The organism is Streptoalloteichus tenebrarius (assembly GCF_024171885.1).
GTDB classification, from domain to species: Bacteria; Actinomycetota; Actinomycetes; order Mycobacteriales; family Pseudonocardiaceae; genus Streptoalloteichus; species Streptoalloteichus tenebrarius.
Genome location: NZ_JAMTCP010000008.1, coordinates 1 through 15,650 on the forward strand (window position 1 = coordinate 1; position 15,650 = coordinate 15,650).

At 71.2% G+C, this 15,650-nt stretch carries 12 protein-coding genes and 1 pseudogene; 5 read left to right on the forward strand and 8 right to left on the reverse strand.

Annotated elements, in window-relative coordinates:
* Positions 1-664 (forward strand): RHS repeat domain-containing protein (locus tag LX15_RS09940; protein ID WP_253669238.1); only part of this gene is annotated, 664 nt, incomplete at its 5' end.
* Between the two features lie 1,127 nt (positions 665-1,791).
* On the opposite strand, the gene LX15_RS09945 is transcribed toward LX15_RS09940, so the two are convergent.
* The 7 genes and pseudogenes from LX15_RS09945 to LX15_RS09970 all read right to left on the reverse strand — a co-directional run bounded on the left by LX15_RS09945 (position 1,792) and on the right by LX15_RS09970 (position 9,878).
* Entirely contained in the window at positions 1,792-2,037 is a 246-nt protein-coding gene (locus tag LX15_RS09945) for a hypothetical protein (protein WP_253669239.1), read from the reverse strand.
* A 164-nt stretch (positions 2,038-2,201) separates the two neighbouring features.
* Positions 2,202-2,402: pseudogene (locus LX15_RS33505) on the reverse strand (RHS repeat-associated core domain-containing protein); the annotation flags it as partial.
* Between the two features lie 575 nt (positions 2,403-2,977).
* A complete protein-coding gene (locus LX15_RS09950; protein WP_253669240.1) occupies positions 2,978-3,883 on the reverse strand; it encodes a DUF72 domain-containing protein in 906 nt (301 codons plus the stop codon).
* Between the two features lie 173 nt (positions 3,884-4,056).
* Positions 4,057-6,183, reverse strand: a complete 2,127-nt coding sequence (locus LX15_RS09955; RefSeq protein ID WP_372502554.1) for a 3-hydroxyacyl-CoA dehydrogenase NAD-binding domain-containing protein — start codon at positions 6,181-6,183, stop codon at positions 4,057-4,059.
* On the reverse strand, positions 6,180-7,409 hold the full coding sequence (locus LX15_RS09960; protein ID WP_253669241.1) for a thiolase family protein: 1,230 nt from the start codon (positions 7,407-7,409) through the stop codon (positions 6,180-6,182). Before LX15_RS09960 ends, LX15_RS09955 begins: the two co-directional genes overlap by 4 nt.
* Positions 7,410-7,734: 325 nt before the next feature.
* Positions 7,735-8,979: an HRDC domain-containing protein gene (locus tag LX15_RS09965; protein ID WP_253669242.1), complete on the reverse strand. Its 1,245-nt coding sequence runs from the start codon at positions 8,977-8,979 to the stop codon at positions 7,735-7,737.
* A gap of 182 nt (positions 8,980-9,161) precedes the next feature.
* The gene (locus LX15_RS09970; RefSeq protein ID WP_073485702.1) at positions 9,162-9,878 is read right to left on the reverse strand and encodes a response regulator; all 717 of its coding nucleotides are present in this window, start codon (positions 9,876-9,878) and stop codon (positions 9,162-9,164) included.
* Positions 9,879-10,131: 253 nt separating this feature from the next.
* On the opposite strand from LX15_RS09970, the gene LX15_RS09975 reads away from it, so the two are divergent.
* The gene (locus LX15_RS09975; protein WP_253669243.1) at positions 10,132-11,328 is read left to right on the forward strand and encodes a dipeptidase; all 1,197 of its coding nucleotides are present in this window, start codon (positions 10,132-10,134) and stop codon (positions 11,326-11,328) included.
* A 397-nt stretch (positions 11,329-11,725) separates the two neighbouring features.
* Here the strand turns inward: LX15_RS09975 and LX15_RS09980 are convergent, their stop codons facing one another.
* Positions 11,726-12,289, reverse strand: coding sequence for a DUF3000 domain-containing protein (locus LX15_RS09980; RefSeq protein ID WP_253669244.1), 564 nt, complete (start codon positions 12,287-12,289; stop codon positions 11,726-11,728).
* 131 nt (positions 12,290-12,420) lie between these two features.
* On the opposite strand from LX15_RS09980, the gene hemE reads away from it, so the two are divergent.
* Genes hemE through hemQ form a run of 3 tightly spaced genes read left to right on the forward strand, consistent with a single transcriptional unit; the run spans position 12,421 to position 15,610 of the window.
* Positions 12,421-13,488: a uroporphyrinogen decarboxylase gene (gene hemE, locus LX15_RS09985; RefSeq protein WP_253669245.1), complete on the forward strand. Its 1,068-nt coding sequence runs from the start codon at positions 12,421-12,423 to the stop codon at positions 13,486-13,488.
* Positions 13,485-14,930, forward strand: coding sequence for a protoporphyrinogen oxidase (hemG, locus tag LX15_RS09990; protein WP_253669246.1), 1,446 nt, complete (start codon positions 13,485-13,487; stop codon positions 14,928-14,930). Before hemE ends, hemG begins: the two co-directional genes overlap by 4 nt.
* Entirely contained in the window at positions 14,918-15,610 is a 693-nt protein-coding gene (gene hemQ, locus LX15_RS09995) for a hydrogen peroxide-dependent heme synthase (protein ID WP_253669247.1), read from the forward strand. The genes hemG and hemQ overlap by 13 nt, the downstream gene beginning before the upstream one ends.
* Positions 15,611-15,650: the final 40 nt, after the last annotated feature.

A 15,650-nucleotide genomic window follows, 5' to 3' on the forward strand; every position in this document is an offset into this window, starting at 1 on the left:
CTTCCGGCCCCTCACCCAGACCGAGCGCGCACCCCTGCGCGACGCCCCTCAGGAGTGGATCGACCAGCGGTTCTACGCCATCGTCACGGACCTGGTCGGCACCCCTACCGAGCTGGTCGACCCGGCCGGCAACCTGGCTTGGCACCACCGCACCACCCTCTGGGGCGCCTTCCTCCCCGGCCCTCGCACGCCCGCCTACTGCCCGCTCCGGTTCCCGGGCCAGTACCACGACCCCGAAACCGGCCTCCACTACAACTACTTCCGTTACTACGACCCCGCCGGGGGCCGCTACACCACCCCCGACCCGCTCGACCTAGCCGGCGGCCCGAACCCCCACACCTACGTCCCCAACCCCACCGCCTGGCTCGACCCCCTCGGCCTCACCCCCTGCAGGGAACGGAAGCCCTGGAAGATCACCCCGGAGGGCACGGAAAAAACAGCTAAGCATGGCAAGTTCGGGATGTTCTACAAGAGTAAGTCTGATGGCTTGTGGTGGTCGTCGGACAATGCCGGTCACGGCGGCTCAGCCTGGAAGGTTTTCAGGGAGGGGTCCAAGGGGCTGGAATGGATCGCCGATGCCGACGAGTATGGCGACTTCATTGTCGGAAAACATAAAGGGGCGACAGGTAGGTCCATCCCCTGGAAGGAGTTGAAGATACGGTGATTCAGTCCCCTGAAGAGTTTGTGCGACTACGGACGAGTTCGAGCCCGGACGAGTACCGCCGTGCTTCACAGGAGCATGCCCCCCTCGAGGTGTGGCTCGAAGTCGTCAGAAACTACCCCGAGATGAGGGAATGGGTTGCTCGGAATAAGACCGTTCCGTTGGAGATCCTGGCCAGCTTGGCGTCGGACCCAGATCCTCGTGTGCGCCACGCCGTTGCCATGAAGCGGGGACTAAGCTCGGAGATACTCAATAAACTGTCGAATGACGAGGATGCATCCGTGCGCCTGCAGGTTGCCCTCCACCCTAAGGCGCCAAAAGAAATACTAGATGCGATGAAGAATGATTCTTGGGAGAGGGTGCGTGAGGAGGTTGCGCGCCGCCTGGCTCAATAGCTCACGTGAAGTGGTAGTAGTAGGGCAAATGAGCGGATAGGCGTTTCAAGCGCGAGCTTGTTGGCGCCGCGACGGTGGGTGAGGTTGATGGCGTCGAACGGGGTGGTTCGTGATGTCGTTGTCGAAGTAGACGTAGACGTCGCCCTTCGGGTCTGTGGTTGGTGAGTCGACGGTGTGTCCACTTTGCGAGCAGAAGATGGGCGTTCGCTACAACTACTTCCGCTACTACGCGTATCGCAGCGGACCCCACCTACTGACCCAACTTGCTCCTGGCCCAGTCCGCTACAGCCGAAGGCCCTTGTTCAGCGGCTTCAACCAGGACAGACGTCGCCTCCGGGCTCTTGATCGCGGACACCGCCCAAACGCACTTCACCGCGATCTGGTGGAACTCGTCCCACTCCGGCTCCCAATGCAGCGTTTCCCGGAGACACGGGAGTGAGTCAGGGTCCGCAATCTCCGCAAGAACCTGGATAACGTCCTCGTTCGGCACATTCCGGCTACGTAGCCGAAGAGCCTCACACAGGACGTCCGTCAACGCCCTTCCGGGGTGTTCGTACGCTGCAAGGAGGTAGAGCTCGAACGTGTCCCAATCTTGAGCACTCAGAGCACGTTGAAGTCCGTCACGTACACATTCATCCACACCGGAAAGGCCCCGTAGGCGAGCCATGCGCTCACCGTGTTCCAGTCGTGGGTCGAGCAGAACGCTTTCCAGTTCTTCACAACCGCCCATGTTGGTCATAGTACATCATACCGGAGGATACGACTATTGAAGACGTCTACCGAAACCGAACCCTTCCTCAACCCGAAGTTGAGCCAGCCGAGTTCCGCCTTCACGTGCACCTGGTTTCTGTTTCCCTTCTCAAGAACAGGAAGCCAGTCAAGCCCCATCCCCCTGATTGCCTTGGAGGCCGGATCATCGCGTGCACCCGCCGCGAGCAGTGCATCTCTCGCCCCCGGTTGCATATCGAATTTGACGATCACCTCGTATTTGTCCGGGTGCCGAGCGGCAAGCTGCTTGATGTAGTCGATGTCTTGAGTGACAAACGTCTCCCCGTAGCGGGGATAAAGCCGTTCTTCGTCTTCAGTTGATTCTCATACTCCCCTCGTGACATTCCCCTGTAGAAAGTCTCTGTACTTTTCGCGGTCTCGCAGGGGGTGAGGCCGAGGGGGTCGAGCCAGGCGGTGGGGTTGGGGACGTAGGTGTGGGGGTTCGGGCCGCCGGCCAGGTCGAGCGGGTCGGTGGGAGTGCCGACCAGGTCGGTGACGATCGCGTAGAACCGCTGGTCGATCCACTCCTGAGGGGCGTCACGCAGGGGCGAGCGCTCGGTCTGGGTGAGGGGCCGGAAATCAGCCGTTCCCTCCGCCGCCTAGATGAAGAGGAAGTCCAGGCGGCTGTGACCGGAGTCGGCGACGCCCTGCCCGGGTTGGAAAGGATGGGCGTCCGAGTCGTTGGGCGTTCTGTGGCCATCACACAAGTGTTGATTGGCGAAGCTGATACGGAGCCCACGGCGGTTCGCGCCGCTGCCGGCGCGGCTACCGCATCTGCGTTTGGAATGGGCCACCACTTCGAGGTGGTTTACGAGGGTGGTTGGCGGTGTCGGATGGCTGTGAATGAAAGGGGATGCTCACTTCGGTGCAGAGTTTGAATGTTGAGTAGCACTTGACGATGCACGTGTTGGTTCGGCGCTTTTTTCGCGCCCGCTTGCAGGGGGTGAGGCCGAGGGGGCGCGCCAGGCGGTGGGGTTGGGAGAAAGCTGTCCAAATTTTCCTGTGAGGGCATCAATGGTTATTGATCTCGGTGAAGATGTGACAGTTGACGTCCGCGCAGGTGGGGGACTGCCGTGTGGTGTTGATTGAGGCCATAGATGGCCTCGTGGATACCTTCTACAGTTAACCTAGTATGTTGCGCTGACGTGCCTCGTCACCGTAGGGGAAAGGCGATACTGAGGCGGTGGGTGAGGTTGATGGCGTCGAATGGGGCGCGGACCTTGATGTCGTTGTCGAAGTAGACGTAGACGTCGCGGCCTTCGGGACGTACGGGGGCGGGTGATCCGATGGTGTGCTCGCTCTGGGGATCGTGCCCGGCCAGCCAGGCCTGGATGCGGTTCGCCCACCGGTCCAGGGCCTCGTCGGTGTATCCGCTGGTGTACAGCTCGACGTCGCCGTGCAGCCGGACGTAGACGAAGTCCGTCGTCACATCCTCCAGGTAGGGCCATTTCCCGGCGGTGTCCGCGACCACGAGCGCGATGTCGTGCTTCCGCAGCAGTTCGATGAAGGCGGGGTCGCGGAAGCTGGGGTGCCGGACTTCCAGCGCGTGCCGGAGCGGCATCTCGGTCTCGGCTTCGGTGAGAGCGCGTCCTTCCAACCGGTGGTCATGGCGCTGCGCGAGCGTCGCCGCCTCGGAGGTCGTGCGCGGCAGCAGGTCGAAGAAGGCGGCCAACCGGTCGGGCTCATAGGGCAGGCTCGGCGGAAGTTGCCAGAGGAAAGGGCCGAGCTTCGGGCCGAGGGCGAGCATGCCGGAGGCGAAGAAGTTGGCCAGGGGAGTCTCGACGTCCCGCAGCTTCTTCATGTGCGTGATGAACCGGCCGCCCTTCACGGCGAACAGGAAGTCGTCGGGAGTCTGCTCGCGCCACGCCCGGTAACTCTCCGGCCGTTGCAAGGAGTAGAAGGAGCCGTTGATCTCCACGGAGCCCACCTGCCGCGACAGGTGCTCCAGCTCTCGACGATGCGGCAGCCCGGCGGGGTAGAACGTGCCGCGCCACGGCGGGTACAGCCATCCCGAGGTGCCGATCCACACCCTGCCGCGCGCCGGTTCCGTTCTTCCCATGGTCCTGCGAGTACCCCACCGCGCGGACGCTTAGCCGGCCAAGAACGGTCCGCCCCAGAACGGCCGGCCCAGAACGGCCCGGCCAGAACGGCCCAGCCAAGAACGGCCGGACGAAGAACGGCGGGCGGTCACCCCAGGAGAGGTGACCGCCCGCCGTGAAGGGGCTCGACGCGTCAGGCCGGCACGGAGGCCACGCCCCGCGGCAGGAACCGCTTGCCGTTGACCTTCTCGGACACCCCGGCCCGGTCCAGGTACGGCGTGATGCCGCCCAGCCAGAACGGCCAGCCGGCGCCGAGGATCATGCACAGGTCGATGTCCTGCGCCTCGGCCACCACGCCCTCGTCCAGCATGAGCCGGATCTCCTGGGCCAACGCCTCCAGCGCGCGGTCGCGCACCTGCTCGGCGGTGAGCGGCTGGTCGCCCGGCTGCCACAGCTCGGCGACCTCGGGGTCGACCTTCTGGTTGCCCTGCTCGTCCCAGGTCCAGACGGCGGTCTTGCCGGCGGCGACGAACCGCTTCATGTTCTCGCTGACGCCGAACCGGTCGGGGAACGCGCCGTGCATGGTCTCGGCGACGTGCAGCGCCACGGCCGGGCCGACGAGCTGGAGCAGCACCATCGGGCTCATCGGCAGGCCGAGCGGCTCCAACGCCTTGTCGGCGACCTCGAAGGGCGTGCCCTCGTCCACCGACGCGATGACCTCGCCCAGGAAGCGGGTGAGCAGCCGGTTGACCACGAACGCCGGGGCGTCCTTGACCAGCACGCACGACTTCTTGAGCTGCTTGCCCACGGCGAAGGCGGTGGCCAGCGCCGCGTCGTCGGTCTGCTCGCCCCGCACGATCTCCAGCAGCGGCAGCACGGCGACCGGGTTGAAGAAGTGGAACCCGACCACGCGCTCCGGGTGCCGGAGCTTCGAGGCCATCTCGGTGACCGAGAGCGAGGAGGTGTTGGTGGCCAGCACGCACTCGGCGGAGACGTGCTCCTCCACCTCGGCGAACACCTGCTGCTTGACCGACATCTCCTCGAACACGGCCTCGATCACGAAGTCCGCGTCGGCGAAGGCCGCCTTGTCCAGCGAGCCGCTGACCAGGGCCTTGAGCCGGTTGGCCTCGTCCGGCGAGACCCGGCCCTTGCCGAGCAGCTTGTCGATCTCGGCGTGGACGTAGCCGACGCCCTTGTCGACGCGGGCCTGGTCGATGTCGGTGAGGACCACCGGCACCCGCAGCCGCCGCACGAACAGCAGGGCGAGCTGGCTGGCCATCAGGCCGGCGCCGACGACGCCGACCTTGGTGACCGGCCGGGCCAGGCCCTTGTCGGGCGCGCCGACCGGCCGCTTGGCCCGCTTCTGCACCAGGTTGAACGAGTACAGGCCGGCGCGCAGCTCGTCGGACATGAGCAGGTCGGCCAGGGCCTCGTCCTCGGCGGCGAAGCCGCGGTCGAGGTCGTTCTCGCGGGCCAGCTCCAGCAGCTCCAGCGCCCGGAGCGGGCCGGGCGCGGCGCCGTGGGTCCTGCCCTCGACGATGGCCCTGCCGCGGGCCAGCGCCGCGTCCCACGCCGCGCCGCGGTCGATCTCGGGGCGGGCCGGGGTGATCTCGCCCTTCACGACCCTGGCCGCCCAGAGCAGGGACTGCTCCAGGTAGTCGGCGCTGTCGAGCACCTCGTCGAAGACGCCGAGCTTGGCGGCCTGCGCCGGCTTGAGCATCCGGTTCTGGTTGAGGGCGTTCTCCAGGATCACCGTCACGGCCGCGTCCGGGCCGATCAGGTTCGGCAGGAGCTGGGTGCCGCCCCAGCCGGGCACCAGCCCGAGGAAGCACTCCGGCAGCGCGATCGCGGCCGCGTTGGCCGCCACGGTCCGGTAGTGGCAGTGCAGGGCGATCTCCAGGCCGCCGCCCATCGCCGCGCCGTTGACGAAGGCGAAGGTCGGGATCTCGGAGTCGCGCAGCCGGCGGAACACGGCGTGGCCGGTGCGGCCGATGGTCAGCGCCTGCTCGCGGTCGTTGATCTGGGCGACGCCGGTGAGGTCGGCGCCCACGGCGAACACGAACGGCTTGCCGGTCACGGCGATGGCCACCGGGTTGCCGGCGAACGCCTCGTCCAGCGCGGCGTCCAGGCTGAGCAGGCCGCCGGGGCCGAAGGTGCTCGGCTTGGTGTGGTCGTGCCCGTTGTCCAGGGTGACCAGGGCGACCCTGCCGTCCAGGCCGGGCACCTCGACGAACCGGGTGGTGGCCCGCGTGACGACCTCGCCGGGGTTGCTGTCGTGCAGCGCCTTCGCGGCCGCGCGCAGCTCAGCGGTGTTGCTCACTTGTCGCCCCCGTTCCAGTGCGGGTTCTCCCAGATCACGGTGCCACCCATGCCGATGCCGATGCACATCGTGGTGATGCCGTAGCGCACGTCCGGGCGCTCCGCGAAGTGCCGGGCGAGCTGGGTCATCAGGCGCACGCCCGAGGAGGCCAGCGGGTGGCCGCAGGCGATCGCGCCACCCCACGGGTTGACCCTGGGGTCGTCGTCGGCGATGCCGAAGTGGTCCAGGAAGGCCAGGACCTGCACGGCGAACGCCTCGTTGATCTCGAACAGGCCGATGTCGTCGATGGTCAGGCCCGCCCTGCGCAGCGCCTTCTCGGTGGCGGGGACGGGGCCGACGCCCATGACCTCGGGGTCGACGCCGGCGAAGGAGTAGCCGACCAGCCGCATGGCGACCGGCAGGCCCAGCTCGACGGCGGTCGCCTCGTCGGCCAGGATCGCGCCGGTGGCACCGTCGTTGAGGCCGGCGGCGTTGCCCGGGGTGACCCGGCCGTGCGGGCGGAACGGGGTCTTCAGCCCGGCCAGCGCCTCCATGGTGGTGCCGGGGCGTGGCGGCTCGTCGGCGGTGGCCAGGCCCCAGCCGTGCTCGGCGGACCGGACGGCCACCGGCACCAGGTCGGCGCTGATCTTGCCGGCCTTGAGCGCCGCGTCGTACTTGGCCTGGGAGGCCACGGCGTAGGCGTCGGCCCGCTCCTTGGTCAGGTGCGGGAACCGGTCGTGCAGGTTCTCCGCGGTCTGGCCCATGACCAGGGCGGACGGGTCGACCAGCTTGTCGGCCAGGAACCGGGGGTTGGGGTCGACGCCCTCGCCCATCGGGTGCCGGCCCATGTGCTCGACGCCGCCGGCGATGACGACGTCGTAGGCGCCGAAGGCGATGCCGCTCGCGCTGGTGGTCACCGCGGTCATGGCGCCGGCGCACATGCGGTCGATGGCGTAGCCGGGCACGGACTTCGGCAGCCCGGCGAGGATCGCCGCGGTGCGGCCGATGGTCAGGCCCTGGTCGCCGATCTGGGTGGTGGCGGCGACGGCCACCTCGTCGACGCGCTCCGGCGGCAGCTCCGGATGCCGCCGCAGCAGCTCGCGGATGACCTTGACGACGAGGTCGTCGGCGCGGGTCTCGGCGTAGATGCCCTTCGGGCCGGCCTTGCCGAACGGCGTGCGGACGCCGTCGACGAAGACCACGTTCCGAACGGCGCGCGATGCTGCGGGTGCAGCGGGTGCGGCCACGGCGTGCTCCTCTTGCTCGTTCGAGGTACAGGCAACGACTGCGGCCGGGCGCGGGACGCGGGGACGCCTTGCCCATGTCCTCGGACGGGGTGTCCACCACGGCGCCCGCTACTGGCCGGTAACAGGCACTCTAGCCGCAGTTACTGAGCGGTAACCACCGAGGTGGCCCTGTCGGCTGCGTCACAGCGGGCGACCGCCGTTCGTCCTGCTCCCCGCGTGCCGCCGGTCCACACCGCGCGGCCCTCCCCGGGGCGGCGCGAGGGCCGCCCGAGAGGCGAACCGGAACAGGTCGGTGTGGACCGGCAGGGGCCGGCGGACGCGGTCGTCACGCGGGCTTCGCCTGGAGGGCCGTGCTCAGGCGCTCCGAGGTCAGCTCCACCTGCCACAGCCGCGCGCCGCCGGCCCGCAACGTGCTGGCGACCCCGTCCGGCGACACGTCCTCCGGCGGCTGCCAGCAGGTGCGGCGGACCAGGTCGGGGGAGAGCAGGTTCTCCACCGGCAGGCGGTGCTCCGTGGCCAGCTCGCTCAACGCCGCCCGCGCCGCGGTGAGCCGCGCGGCGGCGGCCGGGTCGCGGTCGGCCCAGCGGTTGGGTGGGGGCGGGCCGTCGTTGGCCGGGCTCACCTCGGGCAGCTCGCGGCGGGACAGCCGCCGCGCCCGCTCCAGCGCGCCCATCCACACCCCGGCGAGCCGGCGCTGCGCCCTGCCCCGGTAGACCGGCAGCTTCAGCAGCTCGGTGACGCCCTCCGGGCTGGCCACGACCGCGTCCACGATGGCGCTGTCCGGGAGCACCCGGCCAGGGGCGATGTCCCGCTCCCTGGCGATGGCGTCCCGCGCCTCCCACAGGGCGCGCACCGCGGCGAGCTGGCGGGGGTTGCGCAGGCGGTGGATGCCGGACGTGCGGCGCCACGGCTCGGACCGCGGTTGGGGGAGCGGCGCGGTGCGCACCGCCTCGAACTCCTGGAGCGCCCAGTCGAGCTTGCCCTGCGCGGTCAGCTCCTCCTCGAGGGCGCGGCGCAGCGGGATGAGCAGCTCGACGTCCAGCGCGGCGTAGGTCAGCCAGTCGGCCGGCAGCGGGCGGCGGGACCAGTCGGCGGCGCCGTGCCCCTTCTCCAGCCGGTAGCCGAGCAGGCGTTCGACCAGCGCGCCCAGGGCGACCCGGTCGAAACCGGCGAGCCGGCCGGCCAGCTCGGTGTCGAACAACGTCGTCGGCCGCAGGTCGAGCTCGGCGAGGCAGGGCAGGTCCTGCGAGGCGGCGTGCAGCACCCACTCGGTGTCGGCCAGCGCCTCGACCAGCGGCTCCAGCCGGCCGCCGAGCGCGATCGGGTCCACGAGCACGGTCCCCGCGCCGTCCCTGCGGAGTTGCACGAGGTAGGCGCGCTGGGAGTAGCGGTAACCCGAGGCCCGTTCGGTGTCGACGGCCACCGGACCGGTGGCCGAGGCCAACGCCTCGGCGGCGCGACGCAGCGCCGCCGGGTCCGCCACCACCGGGGGAACGCCCTCGGCGGGTTCGGTCAGCGGCACGGGCTCGGAGCCGGTGGGACCGGTGGGGTCGGCGTAGGGAGCATCCACGGCCGCTGACACTACGTCGAAACGCCCGGTCGCGGGGGTGTTCGGCCGCTGTCCGCGACGGGAGCCGGGCGTGGGTGGGCCGCCGGGTGCGACGGCGGCCGGGCACGCCGTGGCCCCGACCCGTCGGTCCCCGGATGCCCGGGGGCCGACGGGTCGGCGGCGCACGTCGCGGTGTCCGCTCCTCAGCGGATCACGCCGGCCCGCATGGCCAACGCGACCATCTGGGCGCGGTCACCGGTGCCCAGCTTGCGCCCGATCCGCGACAGGTGGCTCTTCACCGTGAGCGCGGACAGGTTGAGCGCTTCGCCGATCTCCTTGTTCGACCGGCCGTCGGCGACCAGTTGCAGCACCTCCACCTCGCGCGCGGACAGCTCCCGCGGCGTGTTGTCGGTGCCGGGAACCCTGGTCCCGGCGGCCAGCACCGGAGCGACGCTCGGATCGGCGTACACGCCGCCGTCGAGGACCCGCCGCACGCCGTCGGTGACCACCATCGGCGAGGCGGACTTCAGCAGGTAGGCCTGAGCGCCTGCCTGGAAGGCCGCCCGCACCGCGTAGGGGTCGTCGGACGAGGCGAGTACCACGATCCGCGGCCATCCCTGGGCACGGAGCTCCGTGACCAGGTCGATGCCACTCCCGTCGGGGAGTCCGAGGTCGAGGATCGCGAGGTCGCACGGCCCGGTGGCCAGGGCGCGTGCCCTGGCCTCGGCCACCGATGCGGCCTCGTGCACGGTGCCCGCTCCCATCTGCTGCAACCGGGCGGCGATCGCCTCCCGGAGCAGCGGATGGTCATCGACCACCAGCACCGAGAACAGCTCCTCCCGCGGGTGCGGGACCATGTTCGCCGGCAACGAGCCGGCTGGCGTGGTTCGAACGGCCTGACCTAAGCCGACGGCAGCCACGTCACTACCCCCCTGGAGTCGGTCGTGCCCCCCGACCGGCACCGGGACTCTCGACCGATCAGCCGCGCCACTGATCGACCGAAAGTGGTGTCGACGGAGGCAGCGTAGCCGCCCGAGAGGGTCTGCGGGACGATCAATCGGGTAAGTATCCCGATCGAGTTGTGACGAGTTGGGGGCTCGTTAGCACGATCGTGGGAATACGAGCCGGGTGGCTAACGCGCCCGGCTTTCCCTGCGACAAGGAGGAGTTAACAGTGTCTGCGCACGCCACCGGGGACGCTTTCGCCAGGGCACGCGATCTCCTCCGACGCGCGCCGGTCGTCGACGGGCACAACGACCTCCCGTGGGCGTTGCGCCGGTTGGCGGTCCGTGACGACGGCCGCGCCGATTTCACCCGAATGGACTATGAGGCGCTGGATCGGGTGGACCTCACCCGCGAGCAGCCCGGCCTGCACACGGACCTGCCCCGACTGCGCAGGGGCGGGGTGGGCGCGCAGTTCTGGTCGGTCTACGTCCCCTGCCACCTCACCGGCCACGCTGCGGTGACCGCCGTCCTGGAGCAGGTCGAGCTCGTCCACGAGCTCGTGGCGCGCCACCCGGACCACCTCGCCCTCGCCACGACCGCCGACGAGGCCGAGCGCGCGCTGGCCGAGGGCAGGATCGCCTCCCTGCTGGGCGCCGAGGGCGGCCACGCCATCGCCGAGTCCCTCGGGGTCCTGCGCGCGCTGCACCGGCTCGGCGTGCGGTACCTGACGCTCACCCACAACGAGAACGTCCCGTGGGCGGACTCGGCGACCGACGAGCCGGTCGCGGGCGGGCTCACCGACTTCGGGCGGGACGTCGTGCGCGAGATGAACCGGCTCGGCATGCTGGTCGACCTCTCGCACGTCGCCGCCACCACCATGCGTGACGCCCTCACCGTGTCGCGCGCGCCGGTCGTGTTCAGCCACTCCTCCTGCCGCGCGGTGGCGGACAACCCGCGCAACGTGCCCGACGACGTGCTCGCGCGGCTGGCGGACAACGGCGGCGTGTGCATGATCACCTTCGTTCCGGCGTTCGTCTCCGCCGAGCGCGCGGCCTGGGAGGCCGAGCTGCGCGCCGAGATGACGCGCGCGGGCGAGGACTACCGCGACCTCGCCGCCCGCGCGGAGGCCGGCCGGCGGCGCGCGGAGCGCGTGCCTCGCCCCGGCGCGACCCTGGACCAGGTCGTGGAGCACGTCGAGCACGCCAGGGAGGTGGCCGGCATCGACCACATCGGGCTCGGTGGCGACTACGACGGCGTGGACGAGTTCCCGCCCGGGCTGGAGGACGTCAGCGGGTACCCCGCGGTGATCGCCGCGTTGCTGGACCGGGGGTGGAGCGAGGAGGACTGCGCGAAGCTCTCCGGGCGCAACGTGCTGCGCGTCCTGCGCGAGGCCGAGTCGGTGGCGGCAGGCCTCCGTGAGTCGTAGCGACTAGTCGTCGCGACGTCCGGAGCACCATCAGGACATGGCACGGCTGGCGCGTCGTGCGAGCTGACAGCGGTGGCGGCCGCCGGGTTTCGTCTCGCCCATCACCGCGCCAGCCTTGTTCCGCTCTGGTTTTGGCCAGCTCGGACAGGTGCGCGTCCAACACATACTCGTATTGAGAGCGCGTCCTCTCCCGTTCCGTATGCATGGGAGAGGACGCGCTCTTTACGTGTAAGGGCTCTGGTGCGCGAAAGTGACTGGTGACGGCGGCAGGAGATGAGAAGGACGTCGTGCGCGGCGTCGTCCGGGTCGCGCCCCGACCGTCGAGGGACTGAGCGTTCGCGGCGTTCTCGCGGCTGTCCGGGCGAGGCCGCCGGGAGGTGGAATCGTCCCCCTGGGCTCAGCCGCTCTTACGGTGACTGAGGTAGGCCACGCCCACCGGCGGCAGTCCCGCCGCGTTCGCCAGCAGCTCGCAGAACGCCTCGCCGTGCGTGGTCAGCTCCGGGTCCAGCGCCGTCCACGAGCCGCGCAGCTCCAGGTCGTGCGTGTGCGGCGGCCCCGAGATGTCGCCGAACCGGGCGGAGGAGGTCAACGTGATGGTCCCGCCGAGCGCGACGTGGGCGGCCCCGCACGCCTCCAGCGCCTCGGTGAGCCACGACCACCCCACGTCGGGCAGGAGCGGGTCGGTCGCCACCTCGGGGTCCAGCTCCGCCCGCGCGTAGACGACCAGCCGCAGCACCCCGCCCCACGCCTCGTCCCCGTCCGGGTCGTGCAGCAGCACGAGCCGGCCGGTGGCGAGCTCGCCCGAGGGGCCCTCCACCTCGGCGGCGAGGGCGAACGTCCACGGGGCGAGCCGCTGTGGCGGGCGCACCTCGTCGAGTTCCACCTCGGGCCGCGGCCGCACCGCACGCAACGCCGCCACCGCCCGCCGGAACACCTCGGGCACTCCCGACAACCCGGTCACGCCGTGACTGTATGCCTCACAACCCCGTATTCGGCGCCAGACGCGCCGACCGCGGTGTGGCGGACGCCTCCGGTCGGCGGGGCACGGGCGAGGAAGGACGGACGCGCGCCGCGTGCGACGATGGGGGAGAGATGACGAACGCAGCGCCGGTCTCGGCCCGCCGGGACCTCACCCACGCCCCGTTGCTGGTCGCCGCGCGCGGCGGCACCCCCTCCCACGTCCCGGTCTGGTTCATGCGGCAGGCCGGCCGCTCGCTGCCGGAGTACCGCGAGGTGCGCGCCGGCGTGCCGATGCTCCAGGCGTGCTTCACCCCCGACCTGGCCTGTGAGATCACGCTCCAGCCCGTGCGCAGGCACGGGGTGGACGCGGCGATCCTGTTCAGCGACATCGTCGTGCCGCTGGCGGCCGCCGGGGTGGACCTGGACATCGTCCCCGGCACCGGCCCCGTCGTGGCCTCGCCCGTGCGCTCCGCCGCCGACGTCGCCGCGCTGCCCGCGCTGGACCCGGCGCAGGTGGAGCCGGTGGCGCAGACCGTGCGGCTGCTGGTCCGCGAGCTGGGGCGGACGCCGCTGATCGGTTTCGCCGGCGCGCCCTTCACCCTGGCCTCCTACCTGGTCGAGGGCGGGCCGAGCCGGCACCACGAGCGCACCAAGGCGCTCATGCACTCCGACCCGGACACCTGGCACGCCCTGCTGGACCACCTGGCCGGCGTCACGCTGGAGTTCCTGCGCGTGCAGGTGGCGGCCGGCGTCGACGCGGTGCAGCTCTTCGACTCCTGGGCTGGCGCGCTGTCCGAGGCGGACTACCGCCGGTTCGTGCTCCCGCACTCGCGGCGGGTGCTGTCCGGCCTGGCCGACGCGGGCGTGCCGAGGATCCACTTCGGTGTGGGCACCGGCGAGCTGCTCGGCGCGATGCGCGAGGCCGGCGCGGACGTCGTCGGGGCGGACTGGCGGGTGCCGCTGGACGAGGCCGCGCGTCGGGTGGGGCCCGGCGCGGCCGTGCAGGGCAACCTGGACCCGGCGATCCTCTTCGCCGGGTGGGACGTGGTCGAGGCCGAGGTGCGGCGGATCGTCGCGGAGGGCCGCGCGGCCGACGGGCACATCTTCAACCTGGGCCACGGCGTGCTGCCCGAGACCGATCCCACCGTGCTGACCAGGGTGGTCGAGCTGGTGCACTCCCTGGAGCCGGGACGGCGGTGACCGTGCGCCGGGTGCTGGTCGTCGGGGGCGGGATCACCGGCCTGGTGGCCGCGCACCGGCTGCGGGTCCTGCTCGGGGAGCGGGCCGAGATCGTCCTGGTCGAGCAGTCCGACCGGCTCGGCGGCAAGCTGCGCACGGTCGAGCTGGCCGGCGCGGCCTACGACGTGGGCGCCGAGGCGTTCCTGCTGCGGCGGCCCGAGGTCGCCGACCTGGTCGCCGAGCTGGGGCTGTCCGACCTGGTGGTGAGCCCGGCCCTGGTGGCCTCACGGGTGCGCGCCTCGGGTCGCACCGTGCCCGTCCCCCCGCGCACCCTCATGGGCGTGCCCGCCGCGCCCGAGGCGCTGCGGGAGGTGTTGTCCCCCGAGGCGCTGCGGCGGGTCGCCAACGAGCCGGAGCTCCCCCCGATCGACCTCGCGGGCGCCGACGTGTCCGTTGGCCGGCTGCTGCGCGGTCGGCTCGGGGACGAGGTGGTGGACCGGCTGGTCGACCCGCTGCTCGGCGGCGTGTACGCGGGCCGGGCCGACAACCTGGGGCTGCGCGCCACGATGCCGCAGCTCGCCGCCGCATTGGACCGCGGCGCCGGCTCGCTGGTGCGGGCCACCTCCGACCTGGTCCCGCCTCCCGACCCGCGCCTGCCGCGACCGCCGGTCTTCGGCGCGCTGCGGGGCGGCTTCCAGGTCCTGGTGGACCGGCTCGCGTCCGCCTCGCGGGCGAGGGTCCGGCTCGGGCAGCCCGTGCGGTCCCTGCTCAGGACGGAGCGGGGATGGCGGGTGGAGATCGGTTCGGCTCCGCGCCCCGAGGCGATGGACGTCGACGGCGTGGTGCTCGCCGTGCCCGCGCCGGCCGCCCGCCGCCTGCTGGCCGACGTGGCGCCGGCGGCGGCCGCCGCCTACGGGCGGGTCGAGGTCGCCTCGATGGTGGTCGTCGCGATGGCGCTGCCCGCCGACACCCGCCTGCCGGAGTCCAGCGGGGTGCTGGTCGCCGAGGGCGAGCGGTGGGCCGACGGCACGCCGTTCACGGCCAAGGCGTTCACCTTCTCCAGCCGGAAGTGGGGGCACCTGGGCGACCGGGTGCTCGTGCGGGGCTCGGTGGGGCGCTTCGGCGAGGCGGCGGCGCTGCGCCGCGACGACGGCGACCTGGTGCGCGCGGTGCGCGCCGACCTCGCGGAGCTGACCGGCGTCGCGGCGGAGCCGCTGGACGTCGCCGTCGTCCGGTGGGGCGGCGGCCTGCCGCAGTACGGCGTCGACCACGTCGACGTGGTGGCGGCGATCGAGGAGACCGTGTCCCACCAGCCAGGACTCGCCGTGGCGGGCGCCACGCTGCACGGTGTCGGACTGCCCGCGTGCGTCGCGACGGCGGACGCCGCGGCGCGTCGTGTCGCTGCCCACCTCTCGACCTCGGCGGCACCCGCGAGTGGGACGATGGGCCCATGGCCCGCCTGAACTACGCCGAACTCAACAACACCATCCGGTACACGATGTGGTCGGTCTTCCGGATCCAGCCGGGGGCCCTTCCCGCCGACCGCGGCCCCGCCGCCCGTGAGGCCCAGGAGTACCTGGACGCCCTGGAGGGCAAGGGGGTCGTCGTCCGCGGCGTGTACGACGTGGCCGGACTGCGGGCCGACGCCGACTACATGATCTGGTGGCACGCCGAGGAGGTCGAGCAGGTCCAGGCGGCCTACACCGGTTTCCGTCGCACCGCGCTGGGCCGCGCGTCGACTCCCGTCTGGAGCAACGTCGCGCTGCACCGTCCCGCCGAGTTCAACAAGAGCCACATCCCGGCCTTCCTGGCGGGCGAGGAGGCGCGCAAGTACGTGTGCGTCTACCCGTTCGTGCGCTCCTACGAGTGGTACCTGCTCCCCGACGAGGAGCGGCGCGCGCTGCTCGCCGAGCACGGCCGCGAGGCGCGGGACTACCCGGACGTGCGGGCCAACACCGTGGCGTCGTTCGCGCTCGGCGACTACGAGTGGATCCTCGCCTTCGAGGCCGACGAGCTGCACCGCATCGTGGACCTGATGCGGCACCTGCGGGGCACCGAGGCGCGCCGCCACGTGCGGGAGGAGATCCCGTTCTACACCGGCACCAGGGTGGTCCCCTCGGAGCTGGTGCTCAACCTGCCCTGACGGCCCACCCGTCGGATCGTCTGACTGATCGCGGTCGTGC

Bases quoted from the DNA above. Each gene is read 5' to 3' on its own strand.
- LX15_RS09950 (WP_253669240.1), bottom strand. From the start codon at position 3,883: ATGGGAAGAACGGAACCGGCGCGCGGCAGGGTGTGGATCGGCACCTCG.
- hemQ (WP_253669247.1), top strand. From the start codon at position 14,918: ATGGCCCGCCTGAACTACGCCGAACTCAACAACACCATCCGGTACACG.
- hemE (WP_253669245.1), top strand. From the start codon at position 12,421: ATGACGAACGCAGCGCCGGTCTCGGCCCGCCGGGACCTCACCCACGCC.